The 15,514-nt window shown below is 66.9% G+C and carries 16 protein-coding genes; 11 read left to right on the top strand and 5 right to left on the bottom strand.

Going from position 1 to position 15,514, the window contains the following annotated elements:
• Nucleotides 1-4: 4 nt before the first annotated feature.
• Complete coding sequence (locus VIM12_RS17745) at nucleotides 5-1,996, bottom strand: serine/threonine-protein kinase (protein WP_331943129.1); 1,992 nt, start codon at nucleotides 1,994-1,996, stop codon at nucleotides 5-7.
• Between the two features lie 436 nt (nucleotides 1,997-2,432).
• Here VIM12_RS17745 and VIM12_RS17740 point away from each other — a divergent pair, with 436 nt between their 5' ends.
• Nucleotides 2,433-2,723, top strand: coding sequence for a hypothetical protein (locus VIM12_RS17740; RefSeq protein WP_331943128.1), 291 nt, complete (start codon nucleotides 2,433-2,435; stop codon nucleotides 2,721-2,723).
• Between the two features lie 31 nt (nucleotides 2,724-2,754).
• Nucleotides 2,755-3,036, top strand: coding sequence for a hypothetical protein (locus VIM12_RS17735; protein WP_331943126.1), 282 nt, complete (start codon nucleotides 2,755-2,757; stop codon nucleotides 3,034-3,036).
• 425 nt (nucleotides 3,037-3,461) lie between these two features.
• Here VIM12_RS17735 and VIM12_RS17730 read toward each other — a convergent pair whose 3' ends face one another.
• Both VIM12_RS17730 and VIM12_RS17725 read right to left on the bottom strand, forming a co-directional pair.
• Entirely contained in the window at nucleotides 3,462-3,749 is a 288-nt protein-coding gene (locus VIM12_RS17730; protein WP_331943124.1) for a DUF4148 domain-containing protein, read from the bottom strand.
• A 363-nt stretch (nucleotides 3,750-4,112) separates the two neighbouring features.
• On the bottom strand, nucleotides 4,113-4,340 hold the full coding sequence (locus tag VIM12_RS17725) for a hypothetical protein (RefSeq protein WP_331943122.1): 228 nt from the start codon (nucleotides 4,338-4,340) through the stop codon (nucleotides 4,113-4,115).
• Nucleotides 4,341-4,890: 550 nt separating this feature from the next.
• Here VIM12_RS17725 and VIM12_RS17720 point away from each other — a divergent pair.
• From VIM12_RS17720 to VIM12_RS17680, 9 genes are all read left to right on the top strand, one after another.
• Entirely contained in the window at nucleotides 4,891-5,184 is a 294-nt protein-coding gene (locus VIM12_RS17720) for a hypothetical protein (RefSeq protein ID WP_331943120.1), read from the top strand.
• A 50-nt stretch (nucleotides 5,185-5,234) separates the two neighbouring features.
• Nucleotides 5,235-5,528: a hypothetical protein gene (locus VIM12_RS17715; RefSeq protein WP_331943118.1), complete on the top strand. Its 294-nt coding sequence runs from the start codon at nucleotides 5,235-5,237 to the stop codon at nucleotides 5,526-5,528.
• Between the two features lie 32 nt (nucleotides 5,529-5,560).
• Nucleotides 5,561-5,839, top strand: a complete 279-nt coding sequence (locus tag VIM12_RS17710) for a hypothetical protein (RefSeq protein WP_331943116.1) — start codon at nucleotides 5,561-5,563, stop codon at nucleotides 5,837-5,839.
• A gap of 54 nt (nucleotides 5,840-5,893) precedes the next feature.
• The gene (locus VIM12_RS17705) at nucleotides 5,894-6,157 is read left to right on the top strand and encodes a hypothetical protein (RefSeq protein WP_331943114.1); all 264 of its coding nucleotides are present in this window, start codon (nucleotides 5,894-5,896) and stop codon (nucleotides 6,155-6,157) included.
• Between the two features lie 183 nt (nucleotides 6,158-6,340).
• Nucleotides 6,341-6,562: a hypothetical protein gene (locus VIM12_RS17700; RefSeq protein WP_331943112.1), complete on the top strand. Its 222-nt coding sequence runs from the start codon at nucleotides 6,341-6,343 to the stop codon at nucleotides 6,560-6,562.
• 274 nt (nucleotides 6,563-6,836) lie between these two features.
• On the top strand, nucleotides 6,837-7,100 hold the full coding sequence (locus VIM12_RS17695) for a hypothetical protein (RefSeq protein WP_331943110.1): 264 nt from the start codon (nucleotides 6,837-6,839) through the stop codon (nucleotides 7,098-7,100).
• 22 nt (nucleotides 7,101-7,122) lie between these two features.
• Nucleotides 7,123-7,398 (top strand): hypothetical protein, encoded by a 276-nt coding sequence (locus tag VIM12_RS17690; protein WP_331943108.1) that lies wholly within the window; start codon nucleotides 7,123-7,125, stop codon nucleotides 7,396-7,398.
• A 97-nt stretch (nucleotides 7,399-7,495) separates the two neighbouring features.
• Nucleotides 7,496-8,287: a PP2C family protein-serine/threonine phosphatase gene (locus VIM12_RS17685; RefSeq protein ID WP_331943106.1), complete on the top strand. Its 792-nt coding sequence runs from the start codon at nucleotides 7,496-7,498 to the stop codon at nucleotides 8,285-8,287.
• 171 nt (nucleotides 8,288-8,458) lie between these two features.
• On the top strand, nucleotides 8,459-11,128 hold the full coding sequence (locus tag VIM12_RS17680; protein ID WP_331943104.1) for a protein kinase domain-containing protein: 2,670 nt from the start codon (nucleotides 8,459-8,461) through the stop codon (nucleotides 11,126-11,128).
• Between the two features lie 4 nt (nucleotides 11,129-11,132).
• On the opposite strand, the gene VIM12_RS17675 is transcribed toward VIM12_RS17680, so the two are convergent.
• A complete protein-coding gene (locus VIM12_RS17675) occupies nucleotides 11,133-12,434 on the bottom strand; it encodes a sigma-54 interaction domain-containing protein (protein ID WP_331943102.1) in 1,302 nt (433 codons plus the stop codon).
• Nucleotides 12,431-15,490 (bottom strand): peptidase domain-containing ABC transporter, encoded by a 3,060-nt coding sequence (locus VIM12_RS17670; protein ID WP_331943100.1) that lies wholly within the window; start codon nucleotides 15,488-15,490, stop codon nucleotides 12,431-12,433. The genes VIM12_RS17675 and VIM12_RS17670 overlap by 4 nt, the downstream gene beginning before the upstream one ends.
• Nucleotides 15,491-15,514: the final 24 nt, after the last annotated feature.

Genomic DNA, 15,514 nt, shown 5'->3' with positions numbered 1-15,514 from the left:
GCGGCTACTGCTTGCGGGCGCTGGTGGTCACCTGCAGGAAATCCACCATGATGCGCTCGCGGCCGTGCTTCTCGCCCAGACGCTGCAACTGCCGTTCGAGCGCGGCCAGATAATCCGCACTCTTCTCGGACTCCGGCCGCAGGCCGTCGAACAGCGGCGCCGGCGTCACCATCAGTACGATCAGGTCGGTGCCGAACGGTTTGGAGATGACCCAGTTGCCGAAGCTGCCGAGCGTCGCCGCATGGTTGGGCGGCGCCTGGTGGGCGCGCGTGCGCGGGCCGGGCAGCAGATGCAGGGTTCCGCCGTCGAAGGAGTGGTAGTCGACATACGCGAAGGAATCGTATGCCGGCGTGGTCAGGTCCAGCACCAGGGCATCGCCTTCCTGCAGCCGCGCATCGCGCGGACGCGTGTGAATGGCGGTCTTGCCGCCGTCCTGGCGGTTCTGCTTCCAGTAGGGCGCGAGCAGGTTGATGACCCGGCACTTGTCGTCGCCGACCTCCTGCACATCCAGTCGCAGCTCGCGCGCGCCGGCCAGCGCCTGCCGCAGCCGGCCGCTGCCGTAGCTGGCGGGCAGGAAGCCCTCCACCCGCAGCGCCGTGCCTTCCATGCGCGGCATCAGCGCCGCACATGGCACCCGCGCCAGCAGGCGTTCCGCGCCGGCCAGGTCAAGCGCGGGGGCCGCTTTCGGCGCTGCCGGCGACACCACTGCGGGAGCACCGGCGCCCGCCTGCGCCGGCAGGGCGCGGTCCTGCAACTGCGAGGAGGCCCACCAGTACGCGATGCCGGCAGACGCGAGCGCCGCGGCCAGGGTGGTGGCGCCCACGATCACTACCGGGCGCGCGCCGGAGCGCTCCATGCCCATCTCGTGCAGGAAGCGCTGCACCCCTGGCGTCCGCGCTTCGCGACGGAAAGCAAGCGCATTCCTCAGCGCACGCCATTGCCCGTGGCCGATGTCCTTCGGCCGCTGCGGCTTGCGCCCGGCATTGCGCGCCTCCGCCGCCGTCATCCTGTCGAACGGATGGCGACCGGTGAGCAGCTCGTAGGTGATGCAGGCCAGCGCGTACACGTCATCGCGCGGGTCGGGTTCCCGATGCTCGAGCATCTCCGCACTGGCGTAGGCAGGCGTCAGCCCGCCCAGGCTGCCGGCGTCGAACACCGTCGCTTCCGCCTCCTCGGTCGGCTTGTGGATTGCCCGCGCAATGCCGAAGTCGATCACCTTCACTTCGCCACGGTCGGTGATGATCACGTTTGCCGGCTTGAAGTCGCAATGCACGAAACCGCGTTCATGTGCGTAGGCGAGCGCGCGTCCCATCCCGGCCACGATATGCATCGCTTCCGCGTAGGGCATGCCGTGAAACTCCGGATTGCGCAGCACCTGGCTGAGCGATTTGCCTGCCAGGTACTCCATCGTCAGGTAGACGGTCGAGCCGTCGCGGTCGAAATCGTAGACGGCGACAATGTTCGGATGGGCAAGTGTCTGTGCCTTCTTCGCCTCGCGCTGCAGGGCGATCAGCGACTTCGGATGGCCGCGGAACTGGACGTTGAGGACCTTGATGGCGATGTACGGCTTGCGGTCCGACGCCTCCAGCTTGCGCAGGTCAAGCGCCTTGTAGACCATGCCCATGCCGCCGAAGCCGACGCACTCCTCCAGCACGAAGCGGCCGTTGAGCGTGTCCCCCACCCCCTTCATCGTCTGCGCGGCTTCGGGCAGCGGCAAGGGCGGCGTCGACCCGGTGACCGAAGGCGTGGTCGGCGCGGGCTGCGCTTGTCCCGCGACCCCTGCCGCACCCGCCATGTCGGGCGTCGCCCGCGCCTTCAGCGCGTCGACCACCTCCGGCGGCAGCAGGGTCCGGGTGTGCTCCTCGTTAAGCACCTCGGTCAGCTGCGCAATGCCGGTCCTGTCGCTCGCGAGCATCGCGTCCACCTGCGCCAGCAGCTGCTCCTGCGTCAGTCCGCCACTGTGGAAGCGATGAAGGGTATGTGCGAGGGGTGCCATGGTTCTCCGTTCCCGGTTGCGCGCCGCCAGGCGGCGCGGTTCTCCGCATTCAGCCGGAGCATGCATGACGAATGGCGTCACGCGCGCTGCCGGGCAGGACGCCACGCATCATTCATGCCTGTCAATGCCGTGCCGGCAATGCCGCGCTGCCTTCAGGCTGCCTTCTCGCAGCGGGGATGAATGTCGTCCGTCACCCGACATTTCCGGCACGCGCTGTTGGCGCGGTCCCGTCAGTCCCGCGCTCCCCGCGATCGTGAATTCGCCGTCGTCTCCATCGGACAAATCGCGGCAGTCGCCGGGAGCCCTTGTCCGGCAAGGACTTGCGCGATTGTGTGCAATCGGATGCATGCGCTGGCACGGTCCCTGCTGAATGTGGTTCGTGTGCGAATCGAACGCTCACCCATCTCAACCAACCTACCATCACCAGGAGTATCAAATGAAAGCACTGCTCATCAAGGACCTGTCCGTCACTGCCGATCTCGACCGCGCTGGCATGTCCGCCATCCATGGCGGCAGCTATGGCTACACCATGCCCGCCGGCTGCCTGCCTTCCTTCCCCGGGTACGACTACGGCAAGGGCGGCGACATCGCCTTCAACGCCTCGCAGTCGCTGGGCCAGAGCCAGAACACCGTGGTCAACAACGGCAACAACGTCGCATTCGCCTCGGACATCACCGCGAATGTGCACCCGACCCAGAACGGCAGCAACAACATCAGCTTCCGCTGATCCATCGCCTGCACATCCACGGAGACGCCGCATGAAATCACTGCGCATCAGCGACCTGTCCGTCGCCACCACACTCGGTCGCGCGTCGATGGCCGCCGCGCACGGCGGTTTCGGTCCGGCCATCCATCCACAATATTGGGGCGGCCTCGCCGGCGGCAGCAAAACCGACGTCCGGTTTGACGCGGCACAAATGCTGAACCAGGGCCAGAACACCGCGGTAAACAACGGCAACAACACGGCCTTCGTCTCCGGCATCTGCGCCAGCGTCAACCCGTCGCAGGACGGCAGCAACATCATCCGCCTCGGCGGATGATGCAAGGGGCGGAGGCATCGTCCTCCGCCCGCTTTCCCTGTCGTCCATTGTCGATGGTCCGTCCGGGTCGCATGCAACGTGAGGGCAGCGGTGTCCTCTCCCTTCCCCGCGCTCCGCTCTCGTCCATACGGCGCCCACGCGCAGCAGGGCGTGGCGGGATCGCCTGCCCGGTGCCCATGATGGTGCTCTTCTTCCCACCGTCAACCGGCTGCGCCATACCGGTTTTCCGCAATCGGTATCTGCTTCCACTGGACGTACGGCAGAATCCGCTCCCGCCTGCATCACCGTTCGCGCAGCACCTGGCAGCGCGCACAACGTGCGCCTGACCGCTGGCACAAGCGAAACCTGCGACCGCAGGCAACCCATGGTCGGCACATGCGGACGGGCCGCCCCCAGGGGCAGCCCGTCGCTGCATGACATGCGTGCTAGCTGCCGCTGGTCCAGACTTCCGGCTTGGTATCCCTGGCCAGTTCCTGCGCGCGGTCGCCGAGGTCAACGCTGCGTGCCTGGCGCTCGGCATCCTCGCCGGGGTAGGACTCGGCGCCGACCCGCAGGCCTTCCGCCCGTGCCGCACGCAGCTCCTCCATGACCTGCGCGCGCGACTTGCTCGAGACGAAGCCGGCGGCGGGGTCGACATATTCCGGGCCGCCGGCGAAGGCGGCGGCGCTTGCGGCGAGCAGGACAGCGGCCGCGATGGTGTTGGTGATGGTCATTTCAATTCTCCTGATAGGCTGTTTGGTTGGCGAGCACGCTGTCGTGCTCGCCAGTCCTATCGCACGGAGCGTGCCGGTTCGCGCGAAGCGCGCGGAGCGTAGCCAAGTCACTGATCTATCAGGAGAATTTTTAGTAGCAGCCTGGCGGGGCCGGCGAATCGTCTGCGCCGGGTGTCGGGACCCGACCGCTATCCTGGCAGGGGTCTGTCGGACAGCGGCAGACAACAGGGCGCCAAGGAGAGCGATGGCGATGCGCCGTGGACTACGCCGAGGCGGTGCCTGTCTCGCAGCGCTTCATCCCCCTGCATTGCGGGTGCGTCGCCTCCGACCGCAGGGGGCTTGCCCTGACGAGCAAGCGGACGGCTAGTGCTTGCCAAGCATTCCGCCAAGCCCGGACGCCATGCCGCCGGCATTGCCGAGCATGCCGCCGCCCTGGCCGCCTTCTCCACCGCCAAGCACGCCGTCCACCTGCGCGGCAACGGGCTCCGGCAGCCTCTCCTTCAGGAAGCCGCTCATCGTTTCCACTGCGCGCATGGCTTTGTCTTCCGGCAGGCCGGTCCGCTCGATCAGGCGTTGCACAAGTTCGTTCATGGTTTCCTCGTTTCCTCGTTACTGGTGATGACATCCCGGCGCCTGCGGCGACGGGCAGGAGATGTCCATACACTCTAGGCGTCGTGTGCGCGGTCCGCGCAGCCCACTGCGCCATCGCTTGAGCCGTAACAAGCGACGGCGAGGCAGTTCACGCCTGCGGCAGTCCATTCACCGCTTGCGCGCCCGAAGACGACGCCCACGGGTACAAGGGCCTGCGGGCGTGTCGACGCGCGGCGGCTTTGCGCGAATATCAGCCCGCCGTCACGCGTACTCCCGATCGTCCCCGTGACTGTCGTACATGGGCCGACAATCCTTGCGATACCTGTTGGGCGGCGGCCGTCATGCATGTCCCGTCGCAAGTCGCATCCGTCGCCAGAGATCCCATGCCGAAATCCGAATCACCCTTTGTTTACAAGGCTTTGCGGCGTTTTCCCTGATGTGTGGCACGGACTGGCACAGTCCCTGCTGTATGTCCTTCGAGTGCGAAACAAACGTACTCACCACCCAACCACGCAATGCTTTCTCAATCCACTCTTCAGGAGAATCACCAATGAAATCGCTGCTCATCAAAGACCTGTCCGTTACCGCCGACCTCGACCACGCCGCCATGGCTGCCGTTCAAGGCGGCACCTACCAGGGCTACAGCCTGCCTGCCGGCTGCCTGCCTGCCTTCCCGAAGTTCGACTACGACAAGGGCGGCGACGTCGCCTTCAACGCGTCGCAGATGCTCGGCCAAAGCCAGAACACCACGGTCAACAACGGCAACAACGTCGCGTTCGCTTCCGGCATCACGTCCAACGTGAACCCGACCCAGAACGGCAGCAACAACATCAGCTTCCGCTGATCGTCGTCCACCCCGTCCATCACACGCAACCCGATTCAAGGAGAAACATCATGAACAAGCTACTCGTCAACGACCTGTCCGCCACCAGGGAACTGGATGGCAAAGCCATGGCTGAAGTCCAGGGCGGCACCTACGGCTACGCCATGCCCAAGGGCTGCCTGCCTTCCCTGCCGAATTTCGACTACGGCAAGGGTCCGGGCGACATCGACTTCAACGCCTCGCAGGTGCTTGGCCAGAGCCAGGACACCACGGTCAACAACGGCAACAACGTCGCGTTCGCTTCCGGCATCACGTCCAGCGTGAACCCGACCCAGAACGGCAGCAACAACATCAGCTTCCGTTAATCGCACCGGCTACATACCTCAGGAGAACCGAGATGAAATCACTGCACATCACCGACCTGGCCGTCGCGGCCGACCTCGACCACGCTTCCATGGCCGTCATCCAGGGCGGCAGCGGCAAGGCCATGCTGTCCCAGCACGCCGGCAGCATGCCCTACATGCCGGGAAACGCGCTCAGCTTCGACGCCTCCCAGGTGCTCGGCCAGAGCCAGAACACCACGGTCAACAACGGCAACAACGCGGCCTTCGTCTGCGGCATCACGTCCAACGTGAACCCGACGCAGCACGGCAGCAACAACATCCGCTTCGGCTGATCGATACATCCGGCGGAGGCGTGCCTCCGCCCCCCCACCACAGGAGCAAGCACCATGGCAAACATCGCAATCCAGGACCTGCAGAAAAGCAGCCAGCTCGACCACAAGGCAATGTCCTCCATCCACGGCGGCAATGCGTGGCTGGCCGGTCTCGGCCCGGTCGCCAACGTCAACATCGGCATCGACCAGAACATCACCCAGTTCCAGAACGTCGAGGTCAATGCGCTCAACAACGTCGGCGTCATCGGCGCGGGCTTCGGACCGCTCAGGCTGGACGTCAGCCCGTCGCAATGGGCAAACACGGCAGTCGCCGTCTGAGGGGCCTGCCCGGCCTCCACCCCTCGTTCCTGCGGGAACGGGGGGTTTTTCCATGCGCGGCGGCCCGGCACCCACCCTTGCGGCCGCCGAAATCGCGTCGACCGCGCGCCGGAAATCGCCTAAAGTGAACGAGGTATCCGGCCGCTTCCGCGCGCGCCACTTCCAATGAAAGGAACATGCATCATGGCCAACATCGCGATCAGGGACCTGACCGAAAGCATCGACCTCGACCACGAGGCAATGACCGCGGTAGCCGGCGGCTCCCGCTATCGCCGCCAGCCCGCGATTCCCGCTCCCGCCTGCGCAGGCGCAGGCGCAGGCGCCTCCCGCCTTGTCGATTTCCCCTGGAACGCACAAGGCCTGAAGCCGGCCGCCAGTCCGTCCGGCAAAAAGCCTTCCCGCTGAAAGGCCGCCGTCCGCGCGCGCCACCGCGCGCGGGCCGCCGGCGCGGCCCCCTGCCGCCCACCGATCCTCCCTGGTCCACGCGCCTGTACGCGGCCGCCCGACACTGCCGGCGCACCTGTCTGCGCCGCGCCATCATCCAGCCCCTTCCCGATGCCAGTCGAAACGTGCAAACCCGCGCCGCGGAAGGACTGCACGGGAATCCTCGCACTGGCACGCTCCGTGCTGATACGGTGGCACACGCAATCCGAATCCACCCACCTCAAGGAGCATCATCATGGCAACCCTCTCCATCCGCGACCTCCCCGAAAGCACGCTGCTGGATCGCAAGGCAATGGCACGCGTCCACGGCGGCAATGCATGGCTGGCCGGACTCGGTCCGATCGCCAATGTCAACGTCGGCATCAGCCAGAACATCGCGCAATTGCAGAACGTGGAGGTGAATGCGCTCAACAACGTCGGCGTCATCGGCGCAGGTTTCACCGCACCGGCGTTAGACGTCAGCCCGTCGCAGTGGGCGAACACGTCCGCCACACTGTAACGCCAGCCACAGGAGAGACGACATGGCATCGATTGCGATCAGGGACCTTCGCCTGAGCCAGAAACTGGACCGGCAGGCGATGGCGACGATCAGGGGCGGCGGCGCGCCTTGGGTGTTCGGCTGGATCAGGCCGTATGTCTCCAGTACACCCGCCACCTCGCCCGTGATCAACTTCTACCAGGTCAACAACTACGCGGACCAGATGATCAACCAGATCCAGGTGGTCGATGTGAACAACGCCGGGGCCAACGCCGCCATCAACATCGATCTCGCAGAGACCAGCACGAATATCAAATAAACGGCGCGCGGTTGGACTATGTTGGTTATCGGGGTCAAGCGGCGCGCAGGCGCCGCAGGTGCGGCATGCACAGGCGCTTCAACCAGGAGAGGTTGCCATGACTGATGCGATGCAATTCCGGTGGACATCGTGTTCCTGTTCGCATGTCGGCCTGGTCCGCCAGGTCAACGAGGACGCCTGCCTGGAGCAAGCGGATCGCGGCCTGTGGGCGGTGGCGGACGGCATGGGCGGGCATACGCTCGGCGACCTCGCCAGCCGTCTGGTGGTGGAAAGCCTGAACCAGCTCCCCCCGGCGGCGAACCTGGAAAAGTTCATGCTCGATGCGCGCGACCGCCTGCAGACGGTGAACCGCCAGCTGCGCGGTGAAGCCGCCGCGCGCGGCGTGCGCATCATCGGCAGCACGGTGGCGGCGCTGCTCGCCCACGGCAGCCGGTTCGGCTGCCTGTGGGCCGGCGACAGCCGCATCTATCTCTACCGGGACCAGCGCCTGCAAAGGCTGACCCGCGATCACAGCCAGATCGAGGAGATGAAGGCGCGCGGCAATCTCGGCGATGACGATGTGCTCGCCCATGTCGCACGCAACCTGATCACGCGCGCGGTCGGCGTCGCGGATGTCCTCGAGCTGGACGAGCGCGTGATGGAACTGAACGACGGCGACGTCTTCCTGTTGTGCAGCGACGGCCTCAGCAACGAAGTCAGCGAGCAGGAATTAAGCGAGGTGCTGGAGGACGGCAACTGCGAGCAGGCCACCCGGCTGCTGGTGGACCTCGCCCTGCAGCGTGGCGGGCACGACAACATCTCGGTTGTCGCGACACGCGCAAAGGACCTGTATGGAAGCGAAAAGACGGTGCTCAATCCCGGGCTCGCAGAGCAGGTCCGCTCCGACTGATTCCCTCCCTCTGTCGTGCCGGCCCCGACAGCCGCCGGCACATGTCGCGCGCCACCCGTCAGCCGCCCGCGGCAACGGCAGCTCGCAAGCCGGCAGGGGGTTGGCAAGCTTCTTGAATATCCCCGCTGACCGCGCCGGATGGCCGGATCGAGGACAGGACGGACTTCTATCATGAATGACGACAGCGACAAGACCATGATGCTCGGGGAGAGCCCGCCGGGGCGCGGCAACGCCGGCGACGGCACGCAGGGCGTGCACGTGCTGCCGAAGGGGACGCGTCTCGGGGAATTCGAAGTCGTCGACCTGATCGGCGAAGGCGGCTTCGGCGCCGTCTACCTGGCCTATGACCACTCGCTCGACCGCCACGTCGCGCTCAAGGAGTACATGCCGACCGGCCTGGCGACCCGCAACGTCAACCTGTGCGTCACGGTCCGTTCGCACGCCAACGCCGGCACCTTCACCGCGGGCCTCAGGAGCTTCATCAACGAAGCGAAGATGCTGGCGCAGTTCGACTCGCCTTCGCTGGTGAAGGTGCACCGCTTCTGGGAGGCCAACGGCACCGCCTACATGGTGATGCCGTACTACGACGGCATGACGCTGAAGCAGGCGCTGAAGGAGCGCAAGATCAATCCGGACGAACGCTGGATCCGGCAGCTCCTGGTCGACCTGCTGGACGCGATCGAGACCATTCACAAGGCCAACTGCTTCCATCGCGACATCGCCCCCGACAACATCCTGCTGCTCAAGGACGGACGCCCGTTGCTGCTCGACTTCGGCGCGGCACGGCGGGTGATCGGCGATCTCACCCAGTGCCTGACCGTGATACTGAAGCCGGGTTTCGCGCCGATCGAGCAGTATGCCGACATCGCCGGCCTGCGCCAGGGACCGTGGACCGACATCTACGCACTTGCCGCCGTCGTGTACTACCTGATCACCGGGAACGCGCCGCCGCCTGCGGTCGCGCGGGTGGTGCACGATGAGCTGGTGCCGGCCGGCCAGGCTGGCAAGGGCCGCTACAGCGCGGCCTTCCTCGCCATGATCGACAACGCGCTGGCAGTGAAACCGGAGCAGCGCTACCAGTCGATTGCCGAGTTGAGACGCGCGCTGGACGCGTCCCGTCCCGTCGTGCCGGCCCCGCGCCAGGCAGCGTCCGCCCCCCGGCTGGAACCGGGCTTCGACGCCACTGCCGCCGACCGCGCGCGAAAGGGGCCGCCGACGGCCACCGCACCGCTGCCGGCGCGCGGCGGCAGCGAGGCTACCTGGCGCATGCCGCCGCCGGCACGCGCGGCATCCGTGCCGGGCCGAATGAAATCGGCGCTGATCGGACTGGTGCTGTGCGCCGGCATCGGCTCCGGCCTCTATCTCGGCAACTATCTGGCGGACCGTGCGCGCATGGCCGAACCTGCCGGCACGCCGGACGGCAGCATCGCGCTGTCCTCCGGCGACAGCGACGCGCCGGCGCAGCAGGCGGAACGCGCGCCGGCACCCGCGTCAGCCGCCCCCGCGGTGCAGGCGCAGCGCCAGCAGCAGCAGGAGCGGGAGCCGCAAGACGCGCAGCGCTCACTTTTGCCCCATCAGCAGGCGCAGCAGCCGGCCCAGGCAGCCCCGCCGCCGCCCCAGGCACAAGGCGGCCAGGAGAACCCGCAGACCCAAGCGCCGCCGGTTCCGGCACCGCGCCGCGCATCCCGCGACGAGGAATCATGGAACGCCGCGACCGCCGGCGGCAGCGCCGAAGCGCTCGAACGCCACCTGCGAGCGTTTCCGCACGGGCGGCACAGCGCCGAGGCCCGGCGCCGGCTGGATGCCCTGCGTGAGCAGAAGGAGGCGGCAGCCGGGCCGGTCCCCGCCGTGCCGCAAGAGACCAGGACCAGGACCGCCGATGCCCGCAGCGTCGCACCGCCGGTCACCGCGAAGAAGCCAACGCCGCCTGAAGACGCGCTGTGGGACCTCGCCGTCTCGATCAACCAGCCGGCGGCTTACGAGAGCTATCTCGGCAGGTACCCGCATGGCCGCTTCGCCGCGCTTGCCCGCGACCGGCTGGCAGTCCTGCGCCCGGAGATGCAGCAGCAGCCTCCCGCCGCGGCGAAGCAGGCCGATGCCTTGCCGCCATCCACGGCGCCAGCTGCAGCGCCACCCATCGTGCCGCCCGCGCAGGCCGCCGCACGCGACACGCCGCCGATCGCCCTCGCCCGCCCTTCCTCCGGTGGCGGTCCGCATGGCGAGGCGAGAGCGGAACCCGGACCGTCGCCGGAAGCGAAGCCACCTGCGGAGTCCGGACCGCCACCGGCGTCCAGGTCCGCAGCGGAAGCAGCGCCGGGCGCGGATGACACCGGCGCGCAGCGCACGACGCTGCAGCTTCCCGGCCAGACCATGATAGGCAGCTTCCGGCCCGATCCGGCAACCGGCATCGTCTCCGGCAGCGGCAGGATCATCTGGAAGGACGGCAACCGCTTCGAGGGCACCCTGGTGCGCGGCATGAAGGAGGGCCGCGGGCAGTTCACCTGGACCAACGGCCAGCGCTACAACGGCGACTGGGTGAACGACGTACCGAACGGCAAAGGCACCATCACCTACCCGAACGGCAACCGCTACCAGGGTGATGTGAAGAATGGTCTCCCGGACGGGACCGGCACCATCACCTATGCCGGCGGCGACACCTACCGGGGCGGCTGGCAGCGCGGCAAAAGCCATGGCCAGGGCCGCTATACCTGGAAGAACGGCAGCTACTGGGAAGGCGAGTTCCGCGACGACGCGCGCACCGCAAACGGCACCATGGTGTTTTCCGAGGCGGCGTTGCGCGCGGCGCGGGAGCTGCAGTCGGCCGGAACGGCGCCTCGCTGACGGCCTACGCCGCTGCCCCCGGCGCCGGCCGCATGCTCCGGAAATCCTTCGAGTGGATGCCGTGCTTCTTCAGCAGCATCTGCAGGTGGGAGCGGTTCATCTCGCAACGGCGCGCCAGCTCCGACACCGATCCCCCCACTTCCGTCAGCCCGCGTTCGAGGAAGGCGCGCTCCGCCTCATCGCTCGCATGGCGCTTGGCCTCGCCCAGCGAGGACGGCAGCGCGATGCCGGCGGGCGCCGCCTGTCCATCCGTCTTCGCGACCGGCATCGCGAACGGCTGCGGCCGGATGTCCTCCGGCAGGTGGCCGATGTCGGCCACCTCCGGCGCCAGGCACGACAGGCGGTAGAGGATGTTGCGCAACTCGCGGACGTTGCCGGGATAGGCATAGTTGAGCAGGAAACTGCGCAGGCGCGGCGTGTACGTGACGGGACGTCGCCGCAAGGCCTCCGCAGCCTCGTCGCCGTAATAAGCCAGCAGCAGCGGTATCTCGTCACGGCGCTCGCGCAGCGGCGGCAGCGTCAGGTGGATCACGCTCAGGCGATAGAACAGGTCTTCGCGGAAGCTGCCGTCGGCGATCAGCTTGCGCAGGTTCTTGTTGGTTGCGGCGACGATCCGAGCGTCCACCGAGATAGGTTCGTCGGAACCGACGCGCTGGATCTCGTGCGCCTGCAGCACCCGCAGCAGCTTGACCTGTCCCGGCAACGGCAGCTCGCCGATCTCGTCGAGGAAGATGGTGCCCTTGTGCGCGCTCTCGAACTTGCCCTTGCGGTCGTTGACCGCGCCGGTGAACGCCCCCTTGCGGTGGCCGAACAGCTCGGACTCCAGCAGGCTGTCCGGGATCGCGCCGCAGTTGACGGAAATGTACGGTCGGTCCGCGCGCGCGCCGTTGGCGTGGATCACCTTCGCCATCAGCTCCTTGCCGGTGCCGCTTTCCCCGTCGATCAGCACCGGCAGATCGGTGGGCGCCGCCTTCTCCGCCACTTCCAGCGCATCGAGCAGCCTGGGGTTGTCGCCGAACACGCCTTCGAACACGAAGCTGCGCGCCAGCAGCTGCTGGCGCCGCTCGCCCGGCGCAGCCGGCACCTGCGGCGTCTCGCTGCCGGCCGCACGCACGAAGCGCTCCTTGTGCGACAACTGCATCACCTCGTCGCGTAGCGCGCCGGCCTGCAGCAGCAACTTCTCGATCTCGCGGCGCTCCAGCCGGTTGGACCAGCGCAGCGTGGAGCGCAGGATCTCTATCTTCTCCAGCAGCCGCGCATACGACACCGCACCGCCGCTGTCCGCATCCTGGTCGAGGATCTTCATGCCGCGCTCAACTGCTTCTGCACCAGCTGGTAGTACATGCCGCGCCTGCCCACCAGTTCTTCGTGCCGCCCCTGCTCCACGATGGCACCTTCGTACAGCACCAGGATCTTGTCGGCCTGCATGATGGTGCTGAGCCGGTGCGCGATCACCACCGCGGTCCTTCCCTTGAGGATCTCGTGCATGTTGCCGATGATGTTGCTCTCGGACTGGGTGTCGAGCGCCGAGGTGGCTTCGTCGAACACCAGCAGCCGCGGGTCGTGGTACAGCGCGCGGGCGATGCACAGGCGCTGTATCTGCCCGCCCGACAGGCCGACGCCGCGCTCGCCGACCACCTGCTCGTAACCGAGCGGCATCTTGCTGATGAAGCCGTGCGCGTCCGCCATGCGCGCCACTTCCTCGATGCGCCGGCGGTCGGGGCTTTCCTCGCCGCTGGCAATGTTTTCCGCGATGGTCCCCGAGAACACCAGGTTGCTCTGCATGACGTAGCCGACCTGCGCCCGGTAGTATTCCTTGTCGATCACCGCCAGGTCGTAGCCGTCCACGATGATGCGGCCCTCGCTCGGCGGATAGAAGGCCACCAGCAGCTTGGCCAGCGTGGTCTTGCCGGAGCCGCTGCGCCCGACGATGGCGACCAGCTCGCCCGGCTTGATGTCGAGGCTGATGTTCTCCAGCACATAGGGCGTCTCGTTGCCGCCATAGCGGAAGTAGACGCCGTCCAGCTTGATGTCGCCCTGCAGGTCCGGCAGCAGCACCCGTGACTGCAGGTCGGCGGGGCGCTGTTCCGGCTCCATCTCCAGCACGTCGCCCAGCCGCTCCATCGCGACCGCCGCATCATTGACCCGGCTCCACAGCCCGACCAGCCCCATCAGCGGTCCGAGCACGCTGCCCATCAGCGCGTTGAACGCCATCAGCTGGCCGATCGTCAGCTCGCGCGACAGCACCAGGTTGGCGCCAACCCAGAGAATGGCAATGGTGGTGGCCGCGTGCAGCACCTGGCTGGCGAGCGAGACCAGGATATTGAAGCGCTGCGCCCGGTACTGCACGTCCAGCGACTTCGCGTACTTGCGCTCCCACTTGAGCCGGATCGCGCGCTCGATGCCCATGCCTTTGATCGTCTCCACCCCGCCCAGCGTCTCCATCAGGTGCGACTTGGCGTCGGTGGCGGTGGTGAAGGCGTCGCGCGCATAGGTCTTGATCCTCGGGGTCGCCAGCACCGTCAGCGCGCCGATCGGGATCACGAAGGCGATCAGCACCAGGGTCATCTTCACGTTGTAGAGGAACATGATGGTGAAGTAGATGAACACCATCATCAGGTTGAGCACCGTGGTCACCGTGGACTCGGTGAGGAAGGAACGTATTGTCAGGTTCTCCTCGAAGCGGGCCAGCACGTCACCTGCCTTGCGCTTGGCGAAGAACGAGAACGGCAGCGACATGGTGTGCTTGAAGAAATGCGACATCATCGCGAAGTCCATGTTGCGCACCATGAAGTTGGCGAGGAAGGCGCGCACCGTGCTCATGATCTGGGTGAACAGGTTGGCGATGATCAGCCCGACGATCAGCAGGTGCAGCAGGCCGACGTTCTGATGCACGATCACGCCATCGAGGATGTTCTGGATGATCAGCGGCGGCACCAGGCCGAGCACCTGGATGACGAAGGTGGCCATGAACAGGTGCAGCAGGATCTTGCGGTGCGGCCGCAGGTAGGCGACAAAGCGTACCCATGGCGAGCGCGCCGCCGAAATCTGCACGATGTGCTCGCCGGGCGAGAACAGCAGGCAGGTGCCATGCCATCCGCGCTCGAACTCGTCGATGCCCATCTTGCGGAAGCCGAGCGCCGGGTCCGCCACCCACACCTGCTCCTTCGACACGCCGTACACCACCACGTAGTGATAGCCCTCCCAATGCACGATGAACGGCAGTTCGAAGCCGAGCAGCGCCTCATAGGTGCACTGTACGCCGCGCGTGGTGAAGCCCAGCGATTCGCCGGCGCGCGCCAGGCTTTCCATGGTCGCGCCCTGGGTCGTCACGTTCGCCAGCTCGCGCAGTTTGCCCAGGGTCATCGCGATGCCGTAGTGGCGGCACAGCATCGCCAGGCACGCGGCGCCGCAGTCCATCTCCTCCGCCTGTTCCACCAGCGGGAAGCGCGGCAGCACCCGCTCCCCCATGGCCGCCTTCGACTGCAGGTCGAGCAGCACCGGCCGCTTGCGCCGCTCGGCCAGCTTCTTCTGGCGCTGCAGCTCGCGCTCGAGACCCCGGATGCGGTCCTCCAGGACGTCGCGCAGCCTCGGATTGCGCTCCAACAGCATCTGCACGGTGCGCTCGGGAATGACCAGCAGCGCGCATTCGGTGACGGCAATGGCGGAGACCATCTGCTCCTGGCGCATCACGCACGACTTCTCCCCGAATATCTCGCCCTCGCGCAGCGTGGCGACCGCATACTCCTCCCCTTCCTCGCTGCGGACCAGCCGCACCTCGCCGCGTCTGACCACGTACAGCCGCCGGTCGTCGCGCGCGTCCTGCTTCAGGATCTCCTTTCCCGCTGCCACGCGCTTGGCGCCGACGCTGCGGATCAGTTCCTCCATCTCGCCCTTGGCGACCTTTCCGCGCAAGTCGAACAGCCTGGCGACGAAACCGCCGGCCGAGCTGATCGCCACATAGCTGCTGATGAAGCCCTGCGCGGCCGGATTCCGCGGCAGGACGGACTCGATCGCGCTGCGCGGGATGAACAGCAACTCGACCTTGCCGGAGGCGCGCACGGAGGATTCGTGCTGGTAGTCGCGCAGCATCGCGACCTCGGCGAACACCTCCTGCGCCTTGCGCACCCCCATGCTGATTTCCTTGCCGTTTTCCTCGGTGAACAGGCGCACCGAGCCGGTCTTGACGATGTAGAGGCCGCCGGCACGGTCGCCGGCATTGCAGATGGCATCGCCGAAGGCGTGGAAGCGGGACTCCGCATGCTCGGCCAGCTGCTCCAGCTCCTCGGGCGTGAAGGACGACAGGATCTCGACCGATGACAGGAAGTCGGCGAGCGATGAGGATCGGGACGGTGTCTCCATGCGGGGTTCCCCGGTGCGTTGTTT

The organism is Noviherbaspirillum sp., from assembly GCF_036563305.1.
Taxonomy (GTDB): Bacteria; Pseudomonadota; Gammaproteobacteria; order Burkholderiales; family Burkholderiaceae_D; genus Noviherbaspirillum.
This window is presented reverse-complemented; position numbering and strand designations above follow the sequence as displayed.